Annotated in this window: 14 protein-coding genes; 9 read left to right on the plus strand and 5 right to left on the minus strand. The window is 64.1% G+C overall.

Going from position 1 to position 15,736, the window contains the following annotated elements; translation table 11 throughout:
* Positions 1–82: 82 nt before the first annotated feature.
* The gene (locus HF989_RS07910; protein WP_168685430.1) at positions 83–1,303 is read left to right on the plus strand and encodes an ATP-binding protein; all 1,221 of its coding nucleotides are present in this window, start codon (positions 83–85) and stop codon (positions 1,301–1,303) included.
* Between the two features lie 139 nt (positions 1,304–1,442).
* Here the strand turns inward: HF989_RS07910 and HF989_RS07915 are convergent, their stop codons facing one another.
* The 5 genes from HF989_RS07915 to HF989_RS07935 form a co-directional block, all read right to left on the minus strand.
* On the minus strand, positions 1,443–2,456 hold the full coding sequence (locus tag HF989_RS07915; protein ID WP_168685432.1) for an abortive infection family protein: 1,014 nt from the start codon (positions 2,454–2,456) through the stop codon (positions 1,443–1,445).
* Positions 2,457–2,586: 130 nt separating this feature from the next.
* Complete coding sequence (locus tag HF989_RS07920) at positions 2,587–2,901, minus strand: hypothetical protein (RefSeq protein WP_168685434.1); 315 nt, start codon at positions 2,899–2,901, stop codon at positions 2,587–2,589.
* Between the two features lie 349 nt (positions 2,902–3,250).
* Positions 3,251–3,667, minus strand: a complete 417-nt coding sequence (locus tag HF989_RS07925) for a hypothetical protein (protein WP_168685436.1) — start codon at positions 3,665–3,667, stop codon at positions 3,251–3,253.
* Between the two features lie 28 nt (positions 3,668–3,695).
* On the minus strand, positions 3,696–5,231 hold the full coding sequence (locus HF989_RS07930; RefSeq protein ID WP_168685437.1) for a SulP family inorganic anion transporter: 1,536 nt from the start codon (positions 5,229–5,231) through the stop codon (positions 3,696–3,698).
* A gap of 125 nt (positions 5,232–5,356) precedes the next feature.
* Positions 5,357–6,046, minus strand: coding sequence for a GAP family protein (locus tag HF989_RS07935; protein WP_168685438.1), 690 nt, complete (start codon positions 6,044–6,046; stop codon positions 5,357–5,359).
* Positions 6,047–6,120: 74 nt separating this feature from the next.
* On the opposite strand from HF989_RS07935, the gene HF989_RS07940 reads away from it, so the two are divergent.
* From HF989_RS07940 to HF989_RS07975, 8 genes are all read left to right on the plus strand, one after another.
* Positions 6,121–6,693: a TetR/AcrR family transcriptional regulator gene (locus HF989_RS07940; protein WP_168685439.1), complete on the plus strand. Its 573-nt coding sequence runs from the start codon at positions 6,121–6,123 to the stop codon at positions 6,691–6,693.
* Between the two features lie 88 nt (positions 6,694–6,781).
* Positions 6,782–8,731 carry a glycosyltransferase gene (locus HF989_RS07945; protein WP_168685440.1) on the plus strand — a complete coding sequence of 650 codons (1,950 nt, stop codon included), beginning with the start codon at positions 6,782–6,784 and terminating at the stop codon, positions 8,729–8,731.
* A complete protein-coding gene (locus HF989_RS07950; RefSeq protein ID WP_168685441.1) occupies positions 8,721–9,221 on the plus strand; it encodes a phosphatase PAP2 family protein in 501 nt (166 codons plus the stop codon). Before HF989_RS07945 ends, HF989_RS07950 begins: the two co-directional genes overlap by 11 nt.
* On the plus strand, positions 9,221–10,216 hold the full coding sequence (locus HF989_RS07955; protein ID WP_168685443.1) for a decaprenyl-phosphate phosphoribosyltransferase: 996 nt from the start codon (positions 9,221–9,223) through the stop codon (positions 10,214–10,216). Before HF989_RS07950 ends, HF989_RS07955 begins: the two co-directional genes overlap by 1 nt.
* 25 nt (positions 10,217–10,241) lie before the next feature.
* Positions 10,242–12,053 carry an arabinofuranosyltransferase AftB family protein gene (locus HF989_RS07960; RefSeq protein WP_168685445.1) on the plus strand — a complete coding sequence of 604 codons (1,812 nt, stop codon included), beginning with the start codon at positions 10,242–10,244 and terminating at the stop codon, positions 12,051–12,053.
* A 67-nt stretch (positions 12,054–12,120) separates the two neighbouring features.
* The gene (locus HF989_RS07965; RefSeq protein ID WP_168685447.1) at positions 12,121–13,134 is read left to right on the plus strand and encodes an alpha/beta hydrolase; all 1,014 of its coding nucleotides are present in this window, start codon (positions 12,121–12,123) and stop codon (positions 13,132–13,134) included.
* Positions 13,135–13,300: 166 nt separating this feature from the next.
* A complete protein-coding gene (locus HF989_RS07970; protein ID WP_168685449.1) occupies positions 13,301–15,244 on the plus strand; it encodes an alpha/beta hydrolase-fold protein in 1,944 nt (647 codons plus the stop codon).
* Positions 15,244–15,732: a hypothetical protein gene (locus HF989_RS07975; protein ID WP_168685451.1), complete on the plus strand. Its 489-nt coding sequence runs from the start codon at positions 15,244–15,246 to the stop codon at positions 15,730–15,732. The genes HF989_RS07970 and HF989_RS07975 overlap by 1 nt, the downstream gene beginning before the upstream one ends.
* Positions 15,733–15,736 lie beyond the last annotated feature (4 nt).

A 15,736-nucleotide genomic window follows, 5' to 3' on the forward strand; every position in this document is an offset into this window, starting at 1 on the left:
CCAAGCGATATGTTTTCAAAATGTCAATCTGGATGCTTTCAGAATGCCAAGCAAGAGCTCGTAACTGCTACGATGATGCCGTATGGTGAACGGGTACATACCACGATTGGCAGATGCTGAATTGGGGCTATCGCTCCGCAGACAGGGCGGCGTCCTTATTGAGGGACCGAAAGGCTGCGGAAAGACGGAAACGGCGAAACAACAAGCAGCGAGTTTCCTAAACGTGGAGACCGATCCGGGTGTCACCCTCGCCATGGATAATGACCCGCGGCTGCTGCTTGACGGTGCCACACCGCGACTCATCGACGAATGGCAGTTGCAGCCGAGACTGTGGGATTTCGCACGGCACGTTATTGATGAGCGCCAGGCGAAGGGGCAGTTCATCTTCACCGGTTCCACGGCCCCTGGGGCGGACGCGACGAGCCACTCGGGCGCGGGCCGGTTCGCACGAATGACTATGTCGACTATGACCCTTTTTGAAACCGGGGAATCGGATGGGTCGGTATCGTTTGCTGCGGCGGTTGCAGGTGATCCGTTGCCGTTTTCGGCACCAGCGTTAACACTTCCGCAATTGGCGGAACGAGTGTGCCGGGGTGGCCTTCCTTACAACGTCGGTCTCCCGTTTGAAGATGCGCTTGAAAACGTCCGGGACTACATACAAACCGTTGCGGACGTGGATATTCGCACTCCGGGCGGAGTCAATCGTGATTCAGAGCGAGTCAGACGGATGATCCGCTCGTTAGCTCGTGGTGTGGGCACTGAGCTCGAGCTGCAAACCATCGCGACCGATGCCGATACCTCTCGGGAAACAACCCGAGACTATCTCGATGCTCTCGCGAGCATTTTCGTCTCCGTGGATCAGCCTGCCTGGTTCACGCACCTGCGTTCCAAAGCGACGCTGAGGAAAGCGCCGAAGCGCCATCTCGCTGACCCTTCCTTTGCCATGGCGGCTCTGGATCGAGGGCCGGAGCACCTACTCCGGGACCCCGCATACTTCGGCCAACTCTTTGAGTCGTTGGTGGTGCATGAACTTCGTGCGTTCACGGGAAGAACGGTGTACCACGCCCGGCTTAACACGAAGCTGGAGGTCGACGCGGTCGCGAACGTCGGCGGCCGGGACGTGCTAGTCGAAGTGAAACTGGGCTACACCCCAGAGGTGATTGAGCATGCGGCCGACACACTCAAGCGGTTCGCAGGGCACCTTGATGACGACCCTGCATTGGTAGTGATCACCTCGGGAGGCCCCGCACTCCGCCGGAACGACGGTGTCGCAGTGATTCCAATCGGGGCGCTGGGTCCGTAGCTAAGGTGCGCGCGGCGCACCTCTCCTTAGAAGGGAGGTAACCCTAGTGTGGCCTTGAGTTGCCACAGCTGTTCAGCGTCCTCAGCGCTTCGATATTCAATCTGCTGTTGGAAGGCTGCATCCAGACGTTGTTTCGTAACTAGGCCGTCCCATGCCCGTTCGGGGTGAAGGGTACTGATGCTTTGCACACTTCATTTGTTTCTTTCACGAGTTCCTCGATGTCTGGGATGGGGTCAATGACCCGCAGGCTGGCCAGAATCGAGGATGGATTGGCATGAAGATTGCCGAATTTGTCGGTGTAAAGACCTTGAAAGACACCCTCGCGATAACCGACTGACCAGTCCTTGATTGAGTCGGATCTCGCACAATCTTCGACTCCATCGCCCCAAACTACGAACGTTCCCTGCATGCCGCGTCTTGCGACCGCAAGTCCAATCTCTCTCTGCTGCTGTGGCTCGAGCTTGTCGAGGTTGGCGTCCAACAGCCGATTGACCAGCAGCCCACGGGTGAAAGTGTTGTTTATCACTATCAAATCCCTGATTAGAACATCAGGCCGACCTTCTGCGAATTTGTCGATACGTGGAAGCGCCCAGTGAATCCATGAAAAGGCAATTGCGGAAAGAACCTCAACTGTGTCGAGCTTAATGTCGGGCAAGATAGTTCGGCCGTGCCCAGAGCCAGATTGGTTTCGTATCTCGTCTAAGGAAAGAATCATCTTCCTTGCCTGCTCAAGGACATTCCTGGAGGGCCCCTTAACGTTGTGCCCTTCAACCGATTGATCGAGCAGTTTGGCGTGCGCTGATTGAAAAACGGTAGGAAATGTCGTTTTGTTGTTCGGGGATTCCCCTCCTAGTTCCAGAACTGTTTTGGAGATGCTTTCAATCATCGTCTTTAGAGATCCGACTACATCCCCTAAATCCTCCGCTAGAACTGCTCTATCGAACCGTTGCTGTTCCAAAAGCAGTCCCTCCCAATTGCTATCGTCGAAATGCTGCGGGCGTTCGAAATCGACTTCGCGATACTTGAGCAGGATTGTTGTCATTACGCTGCCTCCGGCCACCGCGGCGCGAAGCGTTCCATCGACGCCTCCGGTGAAGCCCCGGAAACCATCCCCGCCCGAATCGCCGAGTGGCTCACCGCTGCGCGCAATCACAACAGTGTCAAGCCCATCTATGTTCACAACTGAAAACGCCAGCTCAAATGCGTTTCTATCTACGTAGTGAGGCGAATTGATGCTCAGTATCTACGTTCACAAAGGGCCAGATGGGGCAAGTGCCCATCTCTTACCGGCGCCTGCCCTGCCCGGGTAGGCCACCGCGGTACGTCCGCACGCTTTGTCCCTGATCAACACTGTGATCGTCTTGCCCCCAGCTGTCGTAGCAATCGAGCGCATAGCTGTCGGATCGTCGCTGCTGCCGCCGGCGCTCACGTTCCTGCTCCCGTTTCCGGTTGCTCGTGCCGCCCTGCCTCTTCTTTTCCTTCCGGATTTCTTCCGGCGAGCGCACCTTGTACTTCTGGGTGTAATGCTGCACGGTGGCCGAGGGTTGCTTCGCGGCCTTGCCTTTTCGCGTCACAAACTCGAATGCCCGGTTGCTCATCCGGCAACTCTCTCCGTTGTTTTTGTGTACAGGCAGAGTGTTCCTCGTGCTTGGTGTGAGCAACCTGTAGCAAGCGGGGCATTCTGCTTTGCCATTTGAGGTAAGCCGGAGGGTCGGCAGATTCGGGGCCGGGGCTTCTGTAGATGGCCTCGACTGCGGTTGGTTCTGCGTCTTCGGGGCCTTTGCTGCTTTCTTGCCCAGCGGTTCGTTCACGTGCGCAAAGCGTTGCCCGCTGGCCTTGCAGGGTTTTCGCAGTGTCCGGAAATTGAAGAAGTGTTCTGGAAACACTCCTGTGGCTGAGAGGTCGAAGGTGCCGGCGCAGACCTTGCACACGTCCGAGCTCGATTGCCTATCGACGCCCCTCCGGCCCGCCGCCGGTATCACCCCCGCCGAACTCGCGGCGGAAATCCCCGTCCCAGTCGATGTCGCTGGCCGCGTCGCCAACCGTCTCCGGCGGGGAGGCGTGGCCGAACTGGCGGTCGACGTCGGCGTAGTGCGTCTCGGGCAGGCCGTACATGTCCCGCTCGAGCGTGTCGGGGTGGCGGTCGTTGGCGGCCTGGATGCCCATGACTAAGAACACTGCGCCCGCGACGGCGGTGGCGACGCCGATGAACACCGCCGTCGGCCCGGACAGGAACACAAAGGACAGGACGGCCACCACGATCAGCGCTGCTGCAACCGCGTAGCTGCGGCCAGCAGATCCACGCGGAGTGTCGCTTGGTTTGTCACGGGGGAGCCCTTTGTCGTCGAATCCCTGGTGCTGCATGGTGTGCAGCCTACGGGAGGAGGGGGCTCTATGAGTTGAGTTTTCCGGATAGTTGGTCGAGCCGGTCTTTACTTGGGCCCTCGAGGCCAGTGATGGTGACTCGCTTGCCTTTGTCCCCGAATTTTTGGGTGATGGCGTCTAGAGTGGCCACCGTGGATGCGTCCCACACTTCGGCGCCGCTGAGGTCCAAGATGATGTGCTCCGCGGAGTCGGTGTAGTCGAAGGCGTAGACGAGGTCGTTGCTGGAGGCCCAGAAGAGCTGGCCGTGGATGCGGTAGGTGCGGGTGTCCACGAGCCCGTCGTTAGTGGTGTCCTCGGCGGAGACCTGTTCCACCGTTGCGAGGTGGGCGACGCGGCGAGCAAATGTGATCATGGCGGTGAGGACGCCAAACACCACGCCGATTGCGAGGTTGCTGGTGGCAAGTGTGGCCACCACGGTTACCAGCATGACCACCGTCTCCGACAGCGGCATGAATTTCAAGGTGCGGGGGTGGATCGAACGCCAGTCGATGGTGCCCACCGACACCATGATCATGATCGCGACCAGCGCCGCCATGGGAATCATGCCCACCACGTCGCCGAGTACAAGGATCAGTACTAAAAGAAACACGCCAGCCAGCAGTGTGGACAGCCGTGTGCGCGCCCCGGATTCGCGGACGTTGATCATGGTTTGACCGATCATCGCGCAGCCGCCCATTCCCCCGAACAGTCCGGAGGCGATGTTGGCTACGCCTTGCCCCCAGGATTCGCGGGTCTTGTTGGAGTGCGTGTCCGTGATGTCGTCCACCAGCTTCGCGGTCATCAGCGACTCCAGCAGGCCGACAATCGCCATACCCAGGGAATACGGCGCGATGATCTGCAGCGTCTCCAGCGTCAACGGCACGTTGGGAATGAACAGGTGCGGCAGAGAATCCGGCATCTGCCCCATATCCGAAACAGTGGGCACGCTCATCCCCGTCAGCCCCACGACCGCGCTGATCACAAGGATGGTGATCAACGGAGCGGGGATGGCGCCCGAGAGTTTGGGCCACCCGAGCATGATCGCGATGCCCGCGGCGACGAGGACGTAGACGACCTTTGGTACGTCGATAAGATGCTCCAACTGCGCGGTGAAGATTAAGATTCCCAGTGCGTTGACGAAACCGATCATCACCGAGCGGGGGATGAATCGCTGCAGTTTGGCCACGCCGAGGGCGGCGAGCGCGATTTGCAGCACGCCCGCCAGCAGGACGGTGGCGATGAAGTAGTCCAGCCCGTACTCCCGGGCAACGGGAGCGATGACTAGGGCGACAGCGCCTGTGGCGGCCGTGATCATCGCGGGGCGCCCGCCGGTGAACGCGATGGTGATGGCCATGATCACGGAGGCGAACAACCCGAGCGACGGGTCAACCCCGGCGAGGATGGAAAAGGCGATGGCTTCGGGGATGAGCGCCAGCGCAACGGTCAGTCCGGCGAGAACCTCCTTGCGCAGGCGGGTGGGTGACGAAAATGCGTAGCGGAAGGATTCCACAACGCCCGTCGGCGCGAGCGGTTCGCGAGTGGTCTCGGTGTGAGGGGCAGCCATAGGTATACCGTTTTCAATGCGTTAGATGATTTCCCCTCGAGCAGGTGAGGGGTGGAAACCGTAGCTACCGTAACGGCCCCGGGGAGGCGAGCGCCAATGCAGCCGCCGCGCGAAAACAGTCCTCATTACGAGGCGGGGAGGTCGCCGCGGAGCATCGGGACGCTATGGATCACCATGTAGATGCCGACGATGGCGGCGATCCAGAGAAGCGTCACTTTTGCCTCGTACTCGAGGCGGGGGATGAGGCGCTCGAGCCGCGGGAAAACCTTTTGGCCGAAGAGCAGCGCGAAGGTAGCGAGGACAACTGTTGGCACGATCATAATGAGGCAGTAGATGCCCACGGCTCCAGCCTTTGCCACGGATGGGATCTCCCAGCTGCCGATGATGCCCATCGCTGCGATGTACGGCAGCATCGTCGCCGCCTCGGTAAGCGATGCGCCGAGGCCTAAGGCGACCATGCTTGGCACACTGCTTGTTGCGCTGGCCGCGCGTTTCGGCAACTGCCCGGGTTCGGGCTTCTTGGGGTCGGGTCCGAAGATGCCGAAAATCGCAAGGGCTGCGCCCAGTATCAACGTGATCCATGGGAAGACATCGGTCTGCGTGATCTGTTCGGCGACCGAGCCCAAGCCGACGAACCCGAGGAGCAGTCCCAGCCCGAGGAGGAAGTAGACCGCCGCAACTGTGACCAGGTACGTAGCCAGCGCTGACACTCTCACAGCGCGCCAGTGGACGATGAGCGCAAGGGGGATGACAAGGGTGCCCAAGCTCAGGCTGTCGAGCAGCGCCAAGCCAACAACGGCGATGACTGAACCCATGGGACGCTCCGATTCTCTCATACGAACGTATTACGGTCTTACGAACGTACGAGAACCTAGACTGGTGCGCAACCATGAATGACTTTTCCCTGGACCATCAGTTCTCAGAATCGGCCGCTGCCGTCGCCGACGCGACCATCCGCATCATCGCGACGCGCGGCCTCGATGCGGTGAGCGTGCGGGAGGTGGCGAAAGAGTCCGGGTTCGCCGCCGGCTCGGTGCAGTATCACGCCCCGAATAGAGACACCTTGCTTGCGCACGCGTTCATCCGTTCCATCCAGCGCCAGGGGGAGCGAGTGGCTGCAGTTTCTGAAAGGGGAGACAAGCTCGAAACCTGGGTGGCGAGGCTTGCCGAGCTCCTCCCGATCGGAGGGGTGCGTTCCGAAGACGCCGCAATCTGGGTCACGTACGGCTCCGCCTCTGCGACCCGGGACTGGATTGCGAATCTCTATACCGAGGTCCTCGAAGACTTTCAGAGCAGTGTTGTCCTTGCGCTCGGTGGTGAGGGGGATGCTAAACCCAAGGCGCGTCTGGTTACCGCGCTGATCAACGGTCTCACTCTGGACAACCTGCGGGTTCCCGAATCGGAGGCCGACCGCATCGTGGCCGACCTCCGCGAAGGCCTGCGCCTGCTCTTCTCCGGCTAACCCCCACCGAACCGCGAGCCACACCAAGGAAACACCTGCAGAGCGGTTACGCTTGGACTCTGATTGCCCACAACAGAAAGTGAGAGCTGTGGAGACGAGCAAGACCCTGGCCGTGGACACGCTGCAGCGCGTCCTCATGCCCAAGAAGGGCGAGCCGCACGACGTGCGCATGCTGTACCTGATCGAGCAGGAGCAGAACACCCAGCGCCTGCGCTGGTCTGACCGCACGAGCTTCGAGGTCCCGGCGGGCAACGAGGCCAGCTTTGAGACGTACTTCAACGCCTTCCCGGCGAGCTACTGGCGCCGCTGGTCGCAGCTGGATTCGGTGGTCCTGGCCATGGAGGTCGAAGGCCGCGCGACCATCTCCGTCTACCGCTCCAAGCACGACGGCGTCCGCGTTGCCGTGGAAAGCCGCGAGGCCACCGGCTACACCGAAATCCCGCTGAAGCTCAGCAACTTCGAGGACGGCGGCTGGCTGTGGTTCGACATCACCGCCGAGGATGACACGCGCATCGCGAACGCCGCGTGGTGCTCCCCGCAGGAGCCCAAGGAGCAGGTGCTTGACGACGGCACCGTGGTCCCCCCGCAGCCGAAACAGGTGGCCGTGGGCATCCCCACGTTCAACCGCCCCCGCGACGCGGTCAACGCCTTGCACGCGTTGGCGGAAGACCCGTACGTGGAGGCGTCGATTAGCAACGTGCTCATGCCGGACCAGGGTGACCAGCACCCGGCGGACGAGCCGGACTTCGCCGAGGCCGAGAAGAACCTTGGCGCGAAACTGCAGATCTTCCGCCAGGGCAACCTGGGCGGCTCCGGCGGCTATTCGCGCATCATGTACGAGGCGCTGAACCGCACGGACGCCCCGTTCATCCTGTACATGGACGACGACATCGCCATCGAGCCGGACTCCATCATCCGCGCCGTGCAGGCCGCGCGCTACGCCAAGCAGCCGATTCTGGTGGGCGGGCAGATGCTCAACCTGCAAGACCGCTCGCAGCTGCGCACCACCGGCGAGACCGTGGACCCGAACATCTTCATGTTCTCCGGGGCGCGGCACGCGGTGTACGACCACGACTTTGCCAAGTTCCCGCTCGGCTACGTGGGTACGGAAGAAGAGGACCTCAACCCGCACAAGACCACCTCGCGCCCGCTGCACCGGCGCATCGACGTGGACTACAACGGCTGGTGGATGAACCTGTTCCCGCGCGTGGTGGCTGAAAAGATGGGCCTGCCGCTGCCGCTGTTTATCAAGTGGGACGACAACGAGTACGCACTGCGCGCAAAGGAAGCCGGCTTTCCCACGGTCACGTGGCCGGGCGTGGCCATCTGGCACATGGCCTGGGCGGACAAGGACGACGCGATTGACTGGCAGGCGTACTTCCACATGCGCAATCGCCTCATCGTGGCCAGCATCTACGGGCCCGACGACCCGGAGGCGATGCTCAAGCACATGTGGAAGTCGACTCAAAAGCACTACATGTGCATGGAGTACTCCACCATCGCCATCCAGAACGAGGCAATGCGCGACTTCCTCGCCGGCCCGGACCAGCTGTTCGACATCCTCGAATCCTCGCTGCCCCGGATTCAGGGGATCCGCAAGCAGTACTCTGACGCACAGGTGCTTCCCAGCGCCACCGAGCTGCCCGCGCCCACGGGCGCGCCGGGCGTGCCCACCCACAAGATGGGCGGGCGCCTGGCCAAGGTGAAGAAGCTGCCGTGGGCCGCGAAGGCGCTGCTGCACCTGCGCAAGGACGAGGACCGCTCGCACTGGAAGGCGCCGCAGCTCAACCTCACCGCCGACGAGGCGCGCTGGTACACGCTTGCACGCCTGGATTCGGCGACCGTGTCCACCGCCGGCGGCACCGGCGTGACCTTCCGCAAGCGCGACAAGAAGGCTGCCGACGCGCTGGTGGCCGAGCAGAAGGAGCTGCGCGAGCAGATCACGCAGCGCTGGCCGGAGCTGAAGCGGCAGTACCGCGCCGCGCGCCCGGAGCTGACCAGCCACGACAACTGGGGGAAGGTGTTCGATGCGCAATAGGGAAACCAACCTGCTCGTCGCCATCCAAGACGGGCTGTACACCCCGGAAACCGTGAAGGCCGCCCGCGTCTTAAGCCACTTCGGCGAGCACGATTTGGGCTGGCTGGCGGTGTCAGCTGGCGGAGCGGTCGTCGATAAGCAAAGGCGCTCCAAGTGGATCGCGCTCGGCGCCGGCACGTTCGCCGCGCACGCCGCGACGGTGGTGCTCAAGCGCATCGTGCGCCGCCCGCGGCCGAACGACGCGCGGGTGAAAATCGGCGTGGGCACGCCGTCGCAGCTGTCGTTTCCGTCCTCGCACGCCGCGAACACCGCGGCTGCGGCCGCGCACCTGGCGGACATCACGGGCACAAAGTGGCCGTGGCTGCTCGTGCCGGTGATGATGCTCTCGCGTAACCTGCTCGGCGTGCATTACCCAACGGACACCCTCGCGGGCGCAGCCCTTGGCGCGGCGACGGCGAAGGTGGCCATCGAGGCGGAGAAGAGGATCTAGTGGATCGCACCCAGGAACCCGTGGACGAGCCCCTGATCAAGTCGGAGCCGCACACCTCCGGCGTTGAGCAGGTGATGAAGAAGACGCCGCCGAAGAACCTGCCGGACGCGATGCTCAAGGGCCTGCGGCCCAAGCAGTGGGTGAAAAACGTCCTGGTGTTGGCCGCGCCGCTGGCCGCCGGGGCGGAATCGTTCAACTCCCGGACCGCCGTGGACATCCTCATTGCGTTTGTGGTGTTCTGCTTCGGTGCGTCCTCGATTTACCTGATCAACGACGCCCGCGACGTCGAATCCGACCGCCTCCACCCCACCAAGCGCTTCCGCCCGATCGCCTCGGGCATGCTGCCGATCAATCTCGCGTACGCGATGGCCGCGGTGCTGATCGCGGCGGCGCTCGGCCTGTCGCTTCTGGCTACCGACGGCGCTTCGCTGGCCTGGGTCATCGGCATCTACATCGCACTGCAGCTGGGCTACTGCTTCGGCTGGAAGCACATCCCGGTGATCGACATCGCGCTGGTGTCCTCCGGCTTCATGCTGCGCACCATGGCCGGCGGCGTGGCCGCGGGCATTGACCTGTCGCAGTGGTTCCTGCTCGTGGCGGCGTTTGGCTCACTGTTCATGGCGTCCGGCAAGCGCTACGCCGAGCTGCTGCTGGTCAAGGAGACCGGCGCGCAGATCCGGCGCGCGCTGCAGGGCTACACCGAGACATACCTGCGGTTCGTGTGGACGCTGTCGGCCACCGCCGTGGTGATGTCGTATGCGCTGTGGGGCTTCCAGCTCTCTAACGCCGTCGACGGCACCGCGGCGATCTGGTACCAGGTGTCCATGGTGCCGTTCGTCATCGCGATCCTGCGGTACGCCTCCGTGGTGGACGGCGGCCAGGGCGGCGCGCCGGACGAGATCGCGCTGGAGGACCGCGTGCTGCAGCTGCTCGCCGTGGCGTGGATCTTCTGCATTGTCATGGCCGTCTACGTCGTGCCGAACGTGGGTTGGTAGACAGCTACCCACTAACATCGTCGCAATGACCAAACACGCCCGCCTCTCCGCGCTCGTCGCAGCCGCAATTGCGGGCGTGTTTGCATTCTGGGGCGGGTGGGCCCGCCGGTGGATGTCCGACGACGGCCTCATTGTCCTGCGCACCGTGCGCAACCTTTTGGCGGGCAACGGCCCGGTGTTCAACGCCGGCGAGCGCGTCGAGGCCAACACGTCCACGTTGTGGCAGTACCTGATCACAGCGTTCGGCTGGCTCACGGGGGCGCGGCTTGAAGACGTCGCCATGTGGCTCGCCCTGTTGTGCACCGTCGCGGCGGCGGGGCTGGCCACGTACTCCGCCGGCCGTTTCTGGGGTGGGGTGGGGCCGGTCATCCCGCTGGGCATCATCATCTACCTCGCGCTGCCGCCCGCGCGCGACTTCGCTACCTCCGGCTTAGAGTGGGGCCTGTCGCTGCTGTGGATCGCGGTGTGGTGGAAGGCGCTCGTGGCCTGGGCCCAGCCACTGCGCCACCGCGCGCCCGAGGTCGGCTACTTCCTGGCGTTCTGGTGCGGGATGTCCTGGCTGGTGCGCCCCGAGCTGGCGCTTTACGGCGGTGTGACCGGCATCGTGCTCATCGCCTACAGCCCCCGCAAGACCGCCGGCATCCTCGCCGCCGCGCTGCCCGTCCCAGCCGCCTACCAGCTGTTCCGCATGGGCTACTACGGCCTGATCACCCCGCATACCGCGGTGGCCAAGTCGGCGTCCGGCTCCGAGTGGGGCCGCGGTGTGGAGTACTTCGCCGACTTCGTGGGCTACTACTGGCTGTGGTTGCCGGTGCTGGGGGCTGCCGCGTTGGCGGGGTGGCTGCTGCGGGGGACCGGAGGGCGTCGATTAGCAATCGTCCTGCTGGTTGCGGGCTGCGCGTTCGTGCACATCCTGTACGTCCTGCGCGTGGGCGGCGACTTCATGCACGCGCGCATGTGGCTGCTGCCGCTGTTTGCGCTGCTGCTGCCCGCAATGGCGGTGCCGTACAGCCGCGTGGCCGCGGCCGTAGCCACCGCCGTGGTGGTGTGGGCGAGCGTGACCGTCGTGCGCGCGCACCCCATTGATTGGCAGGCGTACGAAAGCGGCGAAAAAGAACTCCGCATCATCGACGAGCGCGAATTCTGGGCGTACGCGGTGGGCCGCGAGCCCGCCAACCCGCCGCGCTACGCGGAAGACTTCCTCGGCTCGAGGCTCATGCAGAACTGGGAGGACGCCCTCGCGGAAGGCCAACGCGCCGGCGCGGCCCAGCTGAACCTCGCCCGCGTAAGCACCGACCCGGAAACGTACGCCTGGTTCTACCGCGACCGGGAGGCCGCAGAGACCGACCTGCGTAACCTGGCGCTGACCGCCTACCTGCTCAACCTCGGCATGACCAGCATGAACGCGCCCCTCGACGTGCGCATTCTGGACACTGTGGGCCTGGCCACGCCGCTGGCCGCGCGGATGCCCCGCGACCCGGGCGGGCGCGTGGGGCACGACAAGCAGCTCGACCTGACGTGGCAGGCGGCCGACACTGACACCGACCTGGACAGGCTGCCGCCATTCATCGACGCCGTGCAGGCGAAGCAAGCCCGCGCTGCGCTGCGCAGCCCTGAGATCGCGGAGCTGCTCGCCACCTCGCGCGAGCCGATGAGCCGGGACCGGTTCTGGAAGAACGTGCGCTACTCCCTGGGCCCGGGGCGCACGCTGCAGCTCTCCGAAGACCCGGCGGTGTACCTCGACGAAGAGACGCAGCGCGCCATCAGCCGCGGGGAGGACCCAGGGTTGGGCGGCGAACGCATCGCCTGGCCTGTGCAGGTTCGCGCGGAGTTGTAACGCCTTGAGTTGTTATTCCGATAACGATAACGTCACTTTTGCCTGAAAATTCGTTTCGAGGGGAAGTATGAACTTCAAGAACTCTGTGCGCGGTAAGCTCACCGCGCTTCTCGTGGCCTTGGCCAGCGCCCTTGCAGTGGTGGTCGGCGCGCCGCAGGCCTCGGCGGCGAACCGCGACTGGCTGCGCCCCGACTCCACCGGCATGTGCGAGTGGGACCGGGTGGCCTACTGGGTGCAGCGCTGCACCGTGTGGTCCCCCGCGATGAACCGTCACATCACCATGCAGATCCAGCCCGCCAAGAACGGCGGCAACGCGGGTCTGTACATGCTGGACGGCCTGCGCGCGACCGAGATCACCAACGCCTGGGTCAACGACGTCAACGCGGCCCGCACGTTCGTGCACAACAACATCACGCTGGTCATGCCGGTCGGCGGCGAATCTTCCTTCTACACCGACTGGAACGCCCCCGCCACCTACGACTTCAACAACCCGGTGACCTACAAGTGGGACACCTTCCTGACCAAGGAGCTGCCGCCCTACCTGCAGCGGCACTTCGGTGTCTCGCCCACCAACAACTCTATCCTGGGCCTGTCCATGGGCGGCACCGCCGCGATCAACTTGGCGGCGCAGCACCCGAACCAGTTCCGCCAGGTGCTGTCTTTCTCCGGCTACCTGGCTACCACCATCCCGGGTGGTCAGACCGCACTGCGCGCCGCGCTGCTCGACGGCGGGATGTACAACGTCAACGCCATGTGGGGCGGCACGTTTAACCCGCGGCGTTACGAGAACGACCCGTTCTTGAACATGGGTAACCTCCGCGGCAGGGACGTCTACGTCTCCGCCGGCTCGGCAGTGCCTGGCCCAGCCGACGCGAAGTACAAGCCTGAGCACCAGGCGGCCGGCATCGCGTTGGAGGGGGTTGCAAACGCGACCACCCGCGCATGGTCCGCGAAGGCGAACGCCACCGGCGTGCGCCACACCGCGGTGTTCACCCCGACCGGCCTGCACAACTGGGATCAGTTTGGCTCTCAGCTCGAGGCCACCAAGCCGCGCATTCTGAATGTGATGAACGCCTGGTAAACCCTCGTTTCCCACACCGGCTACCGCTGACTGGTAGCCGGTGTTCGCGTTTTGTGCGGCCTGGGTGTAACGCTGCGCGTGTCGCGCACGACTAAACCTTCAAGTGAAACTTAAGCTTTTGCTAGTTATTCTTGTGACACCAGTAGCCAGACGAGGTAGGAGACTCATGCGAGTAAACCGAACCACCGCCACCCGGATCGCCGCCGCGGTGCTGCCCGCCGCACTAGCCGTGACGCTGGTGCCCGCCACGCACGCACAGTCCAGCCTGCCGGGCGGCCTGTCCTCGCAGCTGTCCTCCCGCAGCGGCATTTCCGACGGCCTGCGCCCGCACGACCCGCCGCAGCGTACCCCGATCGAGGTGGAGAACGACCCGCAGATTCCGGGCCTGCCCGCAGGCGTCAGCGTGGACCGCATCGAGTGGATCACCAGCCGCCGCGTCGCCGTCTTCATCAACTCCCCCTCCATGCCGCAGGAGCCGATCCAGGTGCAGATCCTCCTGGCGCGCGACTGGCACTCCAACCCGTCCGCGAAGTTCCCGGAGGTGTGGGCGCTTGACGGCCTGCGCGCGCGAGACGACGAAAACGGCTGGACCATCGAGACGAACATCGAGCAGTTCTACGCCGACAAGAACGTCAACGTCATCCTCCCGGTCGGCGGCGAGTCCTCCTTCTACTCCGACTGGCAGCGCGAGAGCAACGGCAAGCACTACATGTGGGAGACGTTCCTGACCAAGGAGCTCATCCCGGTGCTGAACAACGAGTTCCGCTCCAACGGCAACCGCGCCGTGGTTGGTCTCTCCATGGGCGGCACGGCCGCGGTGAACCTGGCTGAGCGCAACCCGAACCTGTTCAAGTTCGTGGGCTCCTTCTCCGGCTACCTGGACACCACCACCACGGGCATGCCCACCGCGATCAAGGCGGCGCAGCTGGATGCGGGCGGCTACAGCGCGGAGGCGATGTGGGGCCCGCTCGGCTCGCAGGACTGGATCGACCACGACCCGAAGCTGGGCATTGAGAACCTCAAGGACATGATGGTCTACGTCTCCGCAGGCTCCGGCCGCGACGACTTCGGCAACCCCGACTCGGTGGCGAAGGGCCAGGCAAACCCGGCGGGCGTTGGCCTAGAGGTGATCTCGCGCCTGTCCACCCAGACGTTCGTGGATTACGCTTCCCGCACCTCCGTGAAGCCGATCGTGCGATTCCGCCCGTCCGGCGTGCACTCGTGGGAGTACTGGCAGTTTGAGATGGCGCAGGCATGGCCTTACATCGCCGACGCGCTCAACGTGCCGGAGGAAGACCGCGGCTCCAAGTGCACACCCATCGGTGCGATCGCGGAGGCGACGAAGTCCGGGATCATCGGCTCCTGCGTCAACGACGAGTACGACACCGGCAAGGACACCAAGGGCAAGGCCGAGGACTTCCGCGGCGGCACCGCATACTGGTCCCCGGAGACTGGCGCGCACGCCCTCTACGGCGCGATCTTGGCCAAGTACAACGGGCTCGGCGGGCCTTCCGGCTGGCTGGGCTTCCCGCTCACCGGCGAGACCAAGACCCCGGACGGTGTGGGCCGCTTCGTGCACTTCCAGCACGGCTCGGTGTACTGGACCCCGGCAACCGGCGCGTACGCCATCCCGCGCGACATGTTCGACGCGTGGGGCAAAAACGGCTACGAGCGCGGCGACCTAAAGTACCCGGTGGCAGAGGCCAACCAGGTGGGCGACGGCTACGTGCAGAAGTTCCAGGGCGGCTACCTCACCCGCAACCCCGACGGCACGCACTTCATCGTCCACGGCGCCATCGGTGAGAAGTACGGACAGATCGGCACCGCGACCTCGCAGCTCGGGTACCCGACGGGTAACGAAGTCGCGGTCAAGGGCGGATTCTTCCAGCCGTTCGAGCACGGCAACATCTACTGGTCCGCATCCACCGGCGCGCACACCATCCTCACCGGCGCGATCTTCGACGAGTGGGGCAAGCGTGGCTGGGAGCAGGGCGAGCTGGGCTGGCCGGTGTCGGACATGACGGAGATTCCCGCGGGCGGTCAAACCATCGACTTCCAGCGCGGCACCATTGAGCAGGTCAACGGCCGCGTCAACGTGAGGACGCGGTAGTGCGCAAGATTGCAGGCTGCTTAGCGACGATCGCCAGCGTCGCCGCCCTCGCCGGCTGCGGCGGCGCCACCGTGGAATCCGACGACGTGACTGAGACCGCTACCGCGACGTCCACGTCGGAGACCACCGAGACGGCGTCGTCGTCGACGACGCCGGAAACCGCGACGGCACCGGCGGTGGAGCGGAGCTCGTCGGCAAGCGGCGGCGCCGCAGACCAGCCCGCGCGCGAGGTGACCGAGGTGCCGCAGCAGGCGAGCGCCTTCACCCCCGCAGAGGAGGCCTACCTGGCCGGACTCAGGGAAAACGGAGTCAACATCGACGGGGTTGAAGACCAGCTCACAGCAACCGGGGCTACGGTATGCGAGGACGACCTGATCACCCGCGACGCGGTGGCAGGACAACTTGTGGAGCAGCGCCGCACCGACATGGACGCGGCGGGCGTGGCGACGCTCATCGACGACACCGCACGCGCCAACCTCTGCTCCTAGCAGT

This window comes from Corynebacterium mucifaciens (genome assembly GCF_012396315.1).
In the GTDB taxonomy this organism is placed as follows: domain Bacteria; phylum Actinomycetota; class Actinomycetes; order Mycobacteriales; family Mycobacteriaceae; genus Corynebacterium; species Corynebacterium mucifaciens.

Bases quoted from the DNA above. Each gene is read 5' to 3' on its own strand.
- HF989_RS07935 (WP_168685438.1), bottom strand. From the start codon at position 6,046: ATGGGTTCAGTCATCGCCGTTGTTGGCTTGGCGCTGCTCGACAGCCTG.
- HF989_RS07960 (WP_168685445.1), top strand. From the start codon at position 10,242: ATGACCAAACACGCCCGCCTCTCCGCGCTCGTCGCAGCCGCAATTGCG.
- HF989_RS07970 (WP_168685449.1), top strand. From the start codon at position 13,301: ATGCGAGTAAACCGAACCACCGCCACCCGGATCGCCGCCGCGGTGCTG.
- HF989_RS07930 (WP_168685437.1), bottom strand. From the start codon at position 5,231: ATGGCTGCCCCTCACACCGAGACCACTCGCGAACCGCTCGCGCCGACG.
- HF989_RS07950 (WP_168685441.1), top strand. From the start codon at position 8,721: ATGCGCAATAGGGAAACCAACCTGCTCGTCGCCATCCAAGACGGGCTG.
- HF989_RS07920 (WP_168685434.1), bottom strand. From the start codon at position 2,901: ATGAGCAACCGGGCATTCGAGTTTGTGACGCGAAAAGGCAAGGCCGCG.
- HF989_RS07965 (WP_168685447.1), top strand. From the start codon at position 12,121: ATGAACTTCAAGAACTCTGTGCGCGGTAAGCTCACCGCGCTTCTCGTG.
- HF989_RS07940 (WP_168685439.1), top strand. From the start codon at position 6,121: ATGAATGACTTTTCCCTGGACCATCAGTTCTCAGAATCGGCCGCTGCC.
- HF989_RS07910 (WP_168685430.1), top strand. From the start codon at position 83: ATGGTGAACGGGTACATACCACGATTGGCAGATGCTGAATTGGGGCTA.
- HF989_RS07925 (WP_168685436.1), bottom strand. From the start codon at position 3,667: ATGCAGCACCAGGGATTCGACGACAAAGGGCTCCCCCGTGACAAACCA.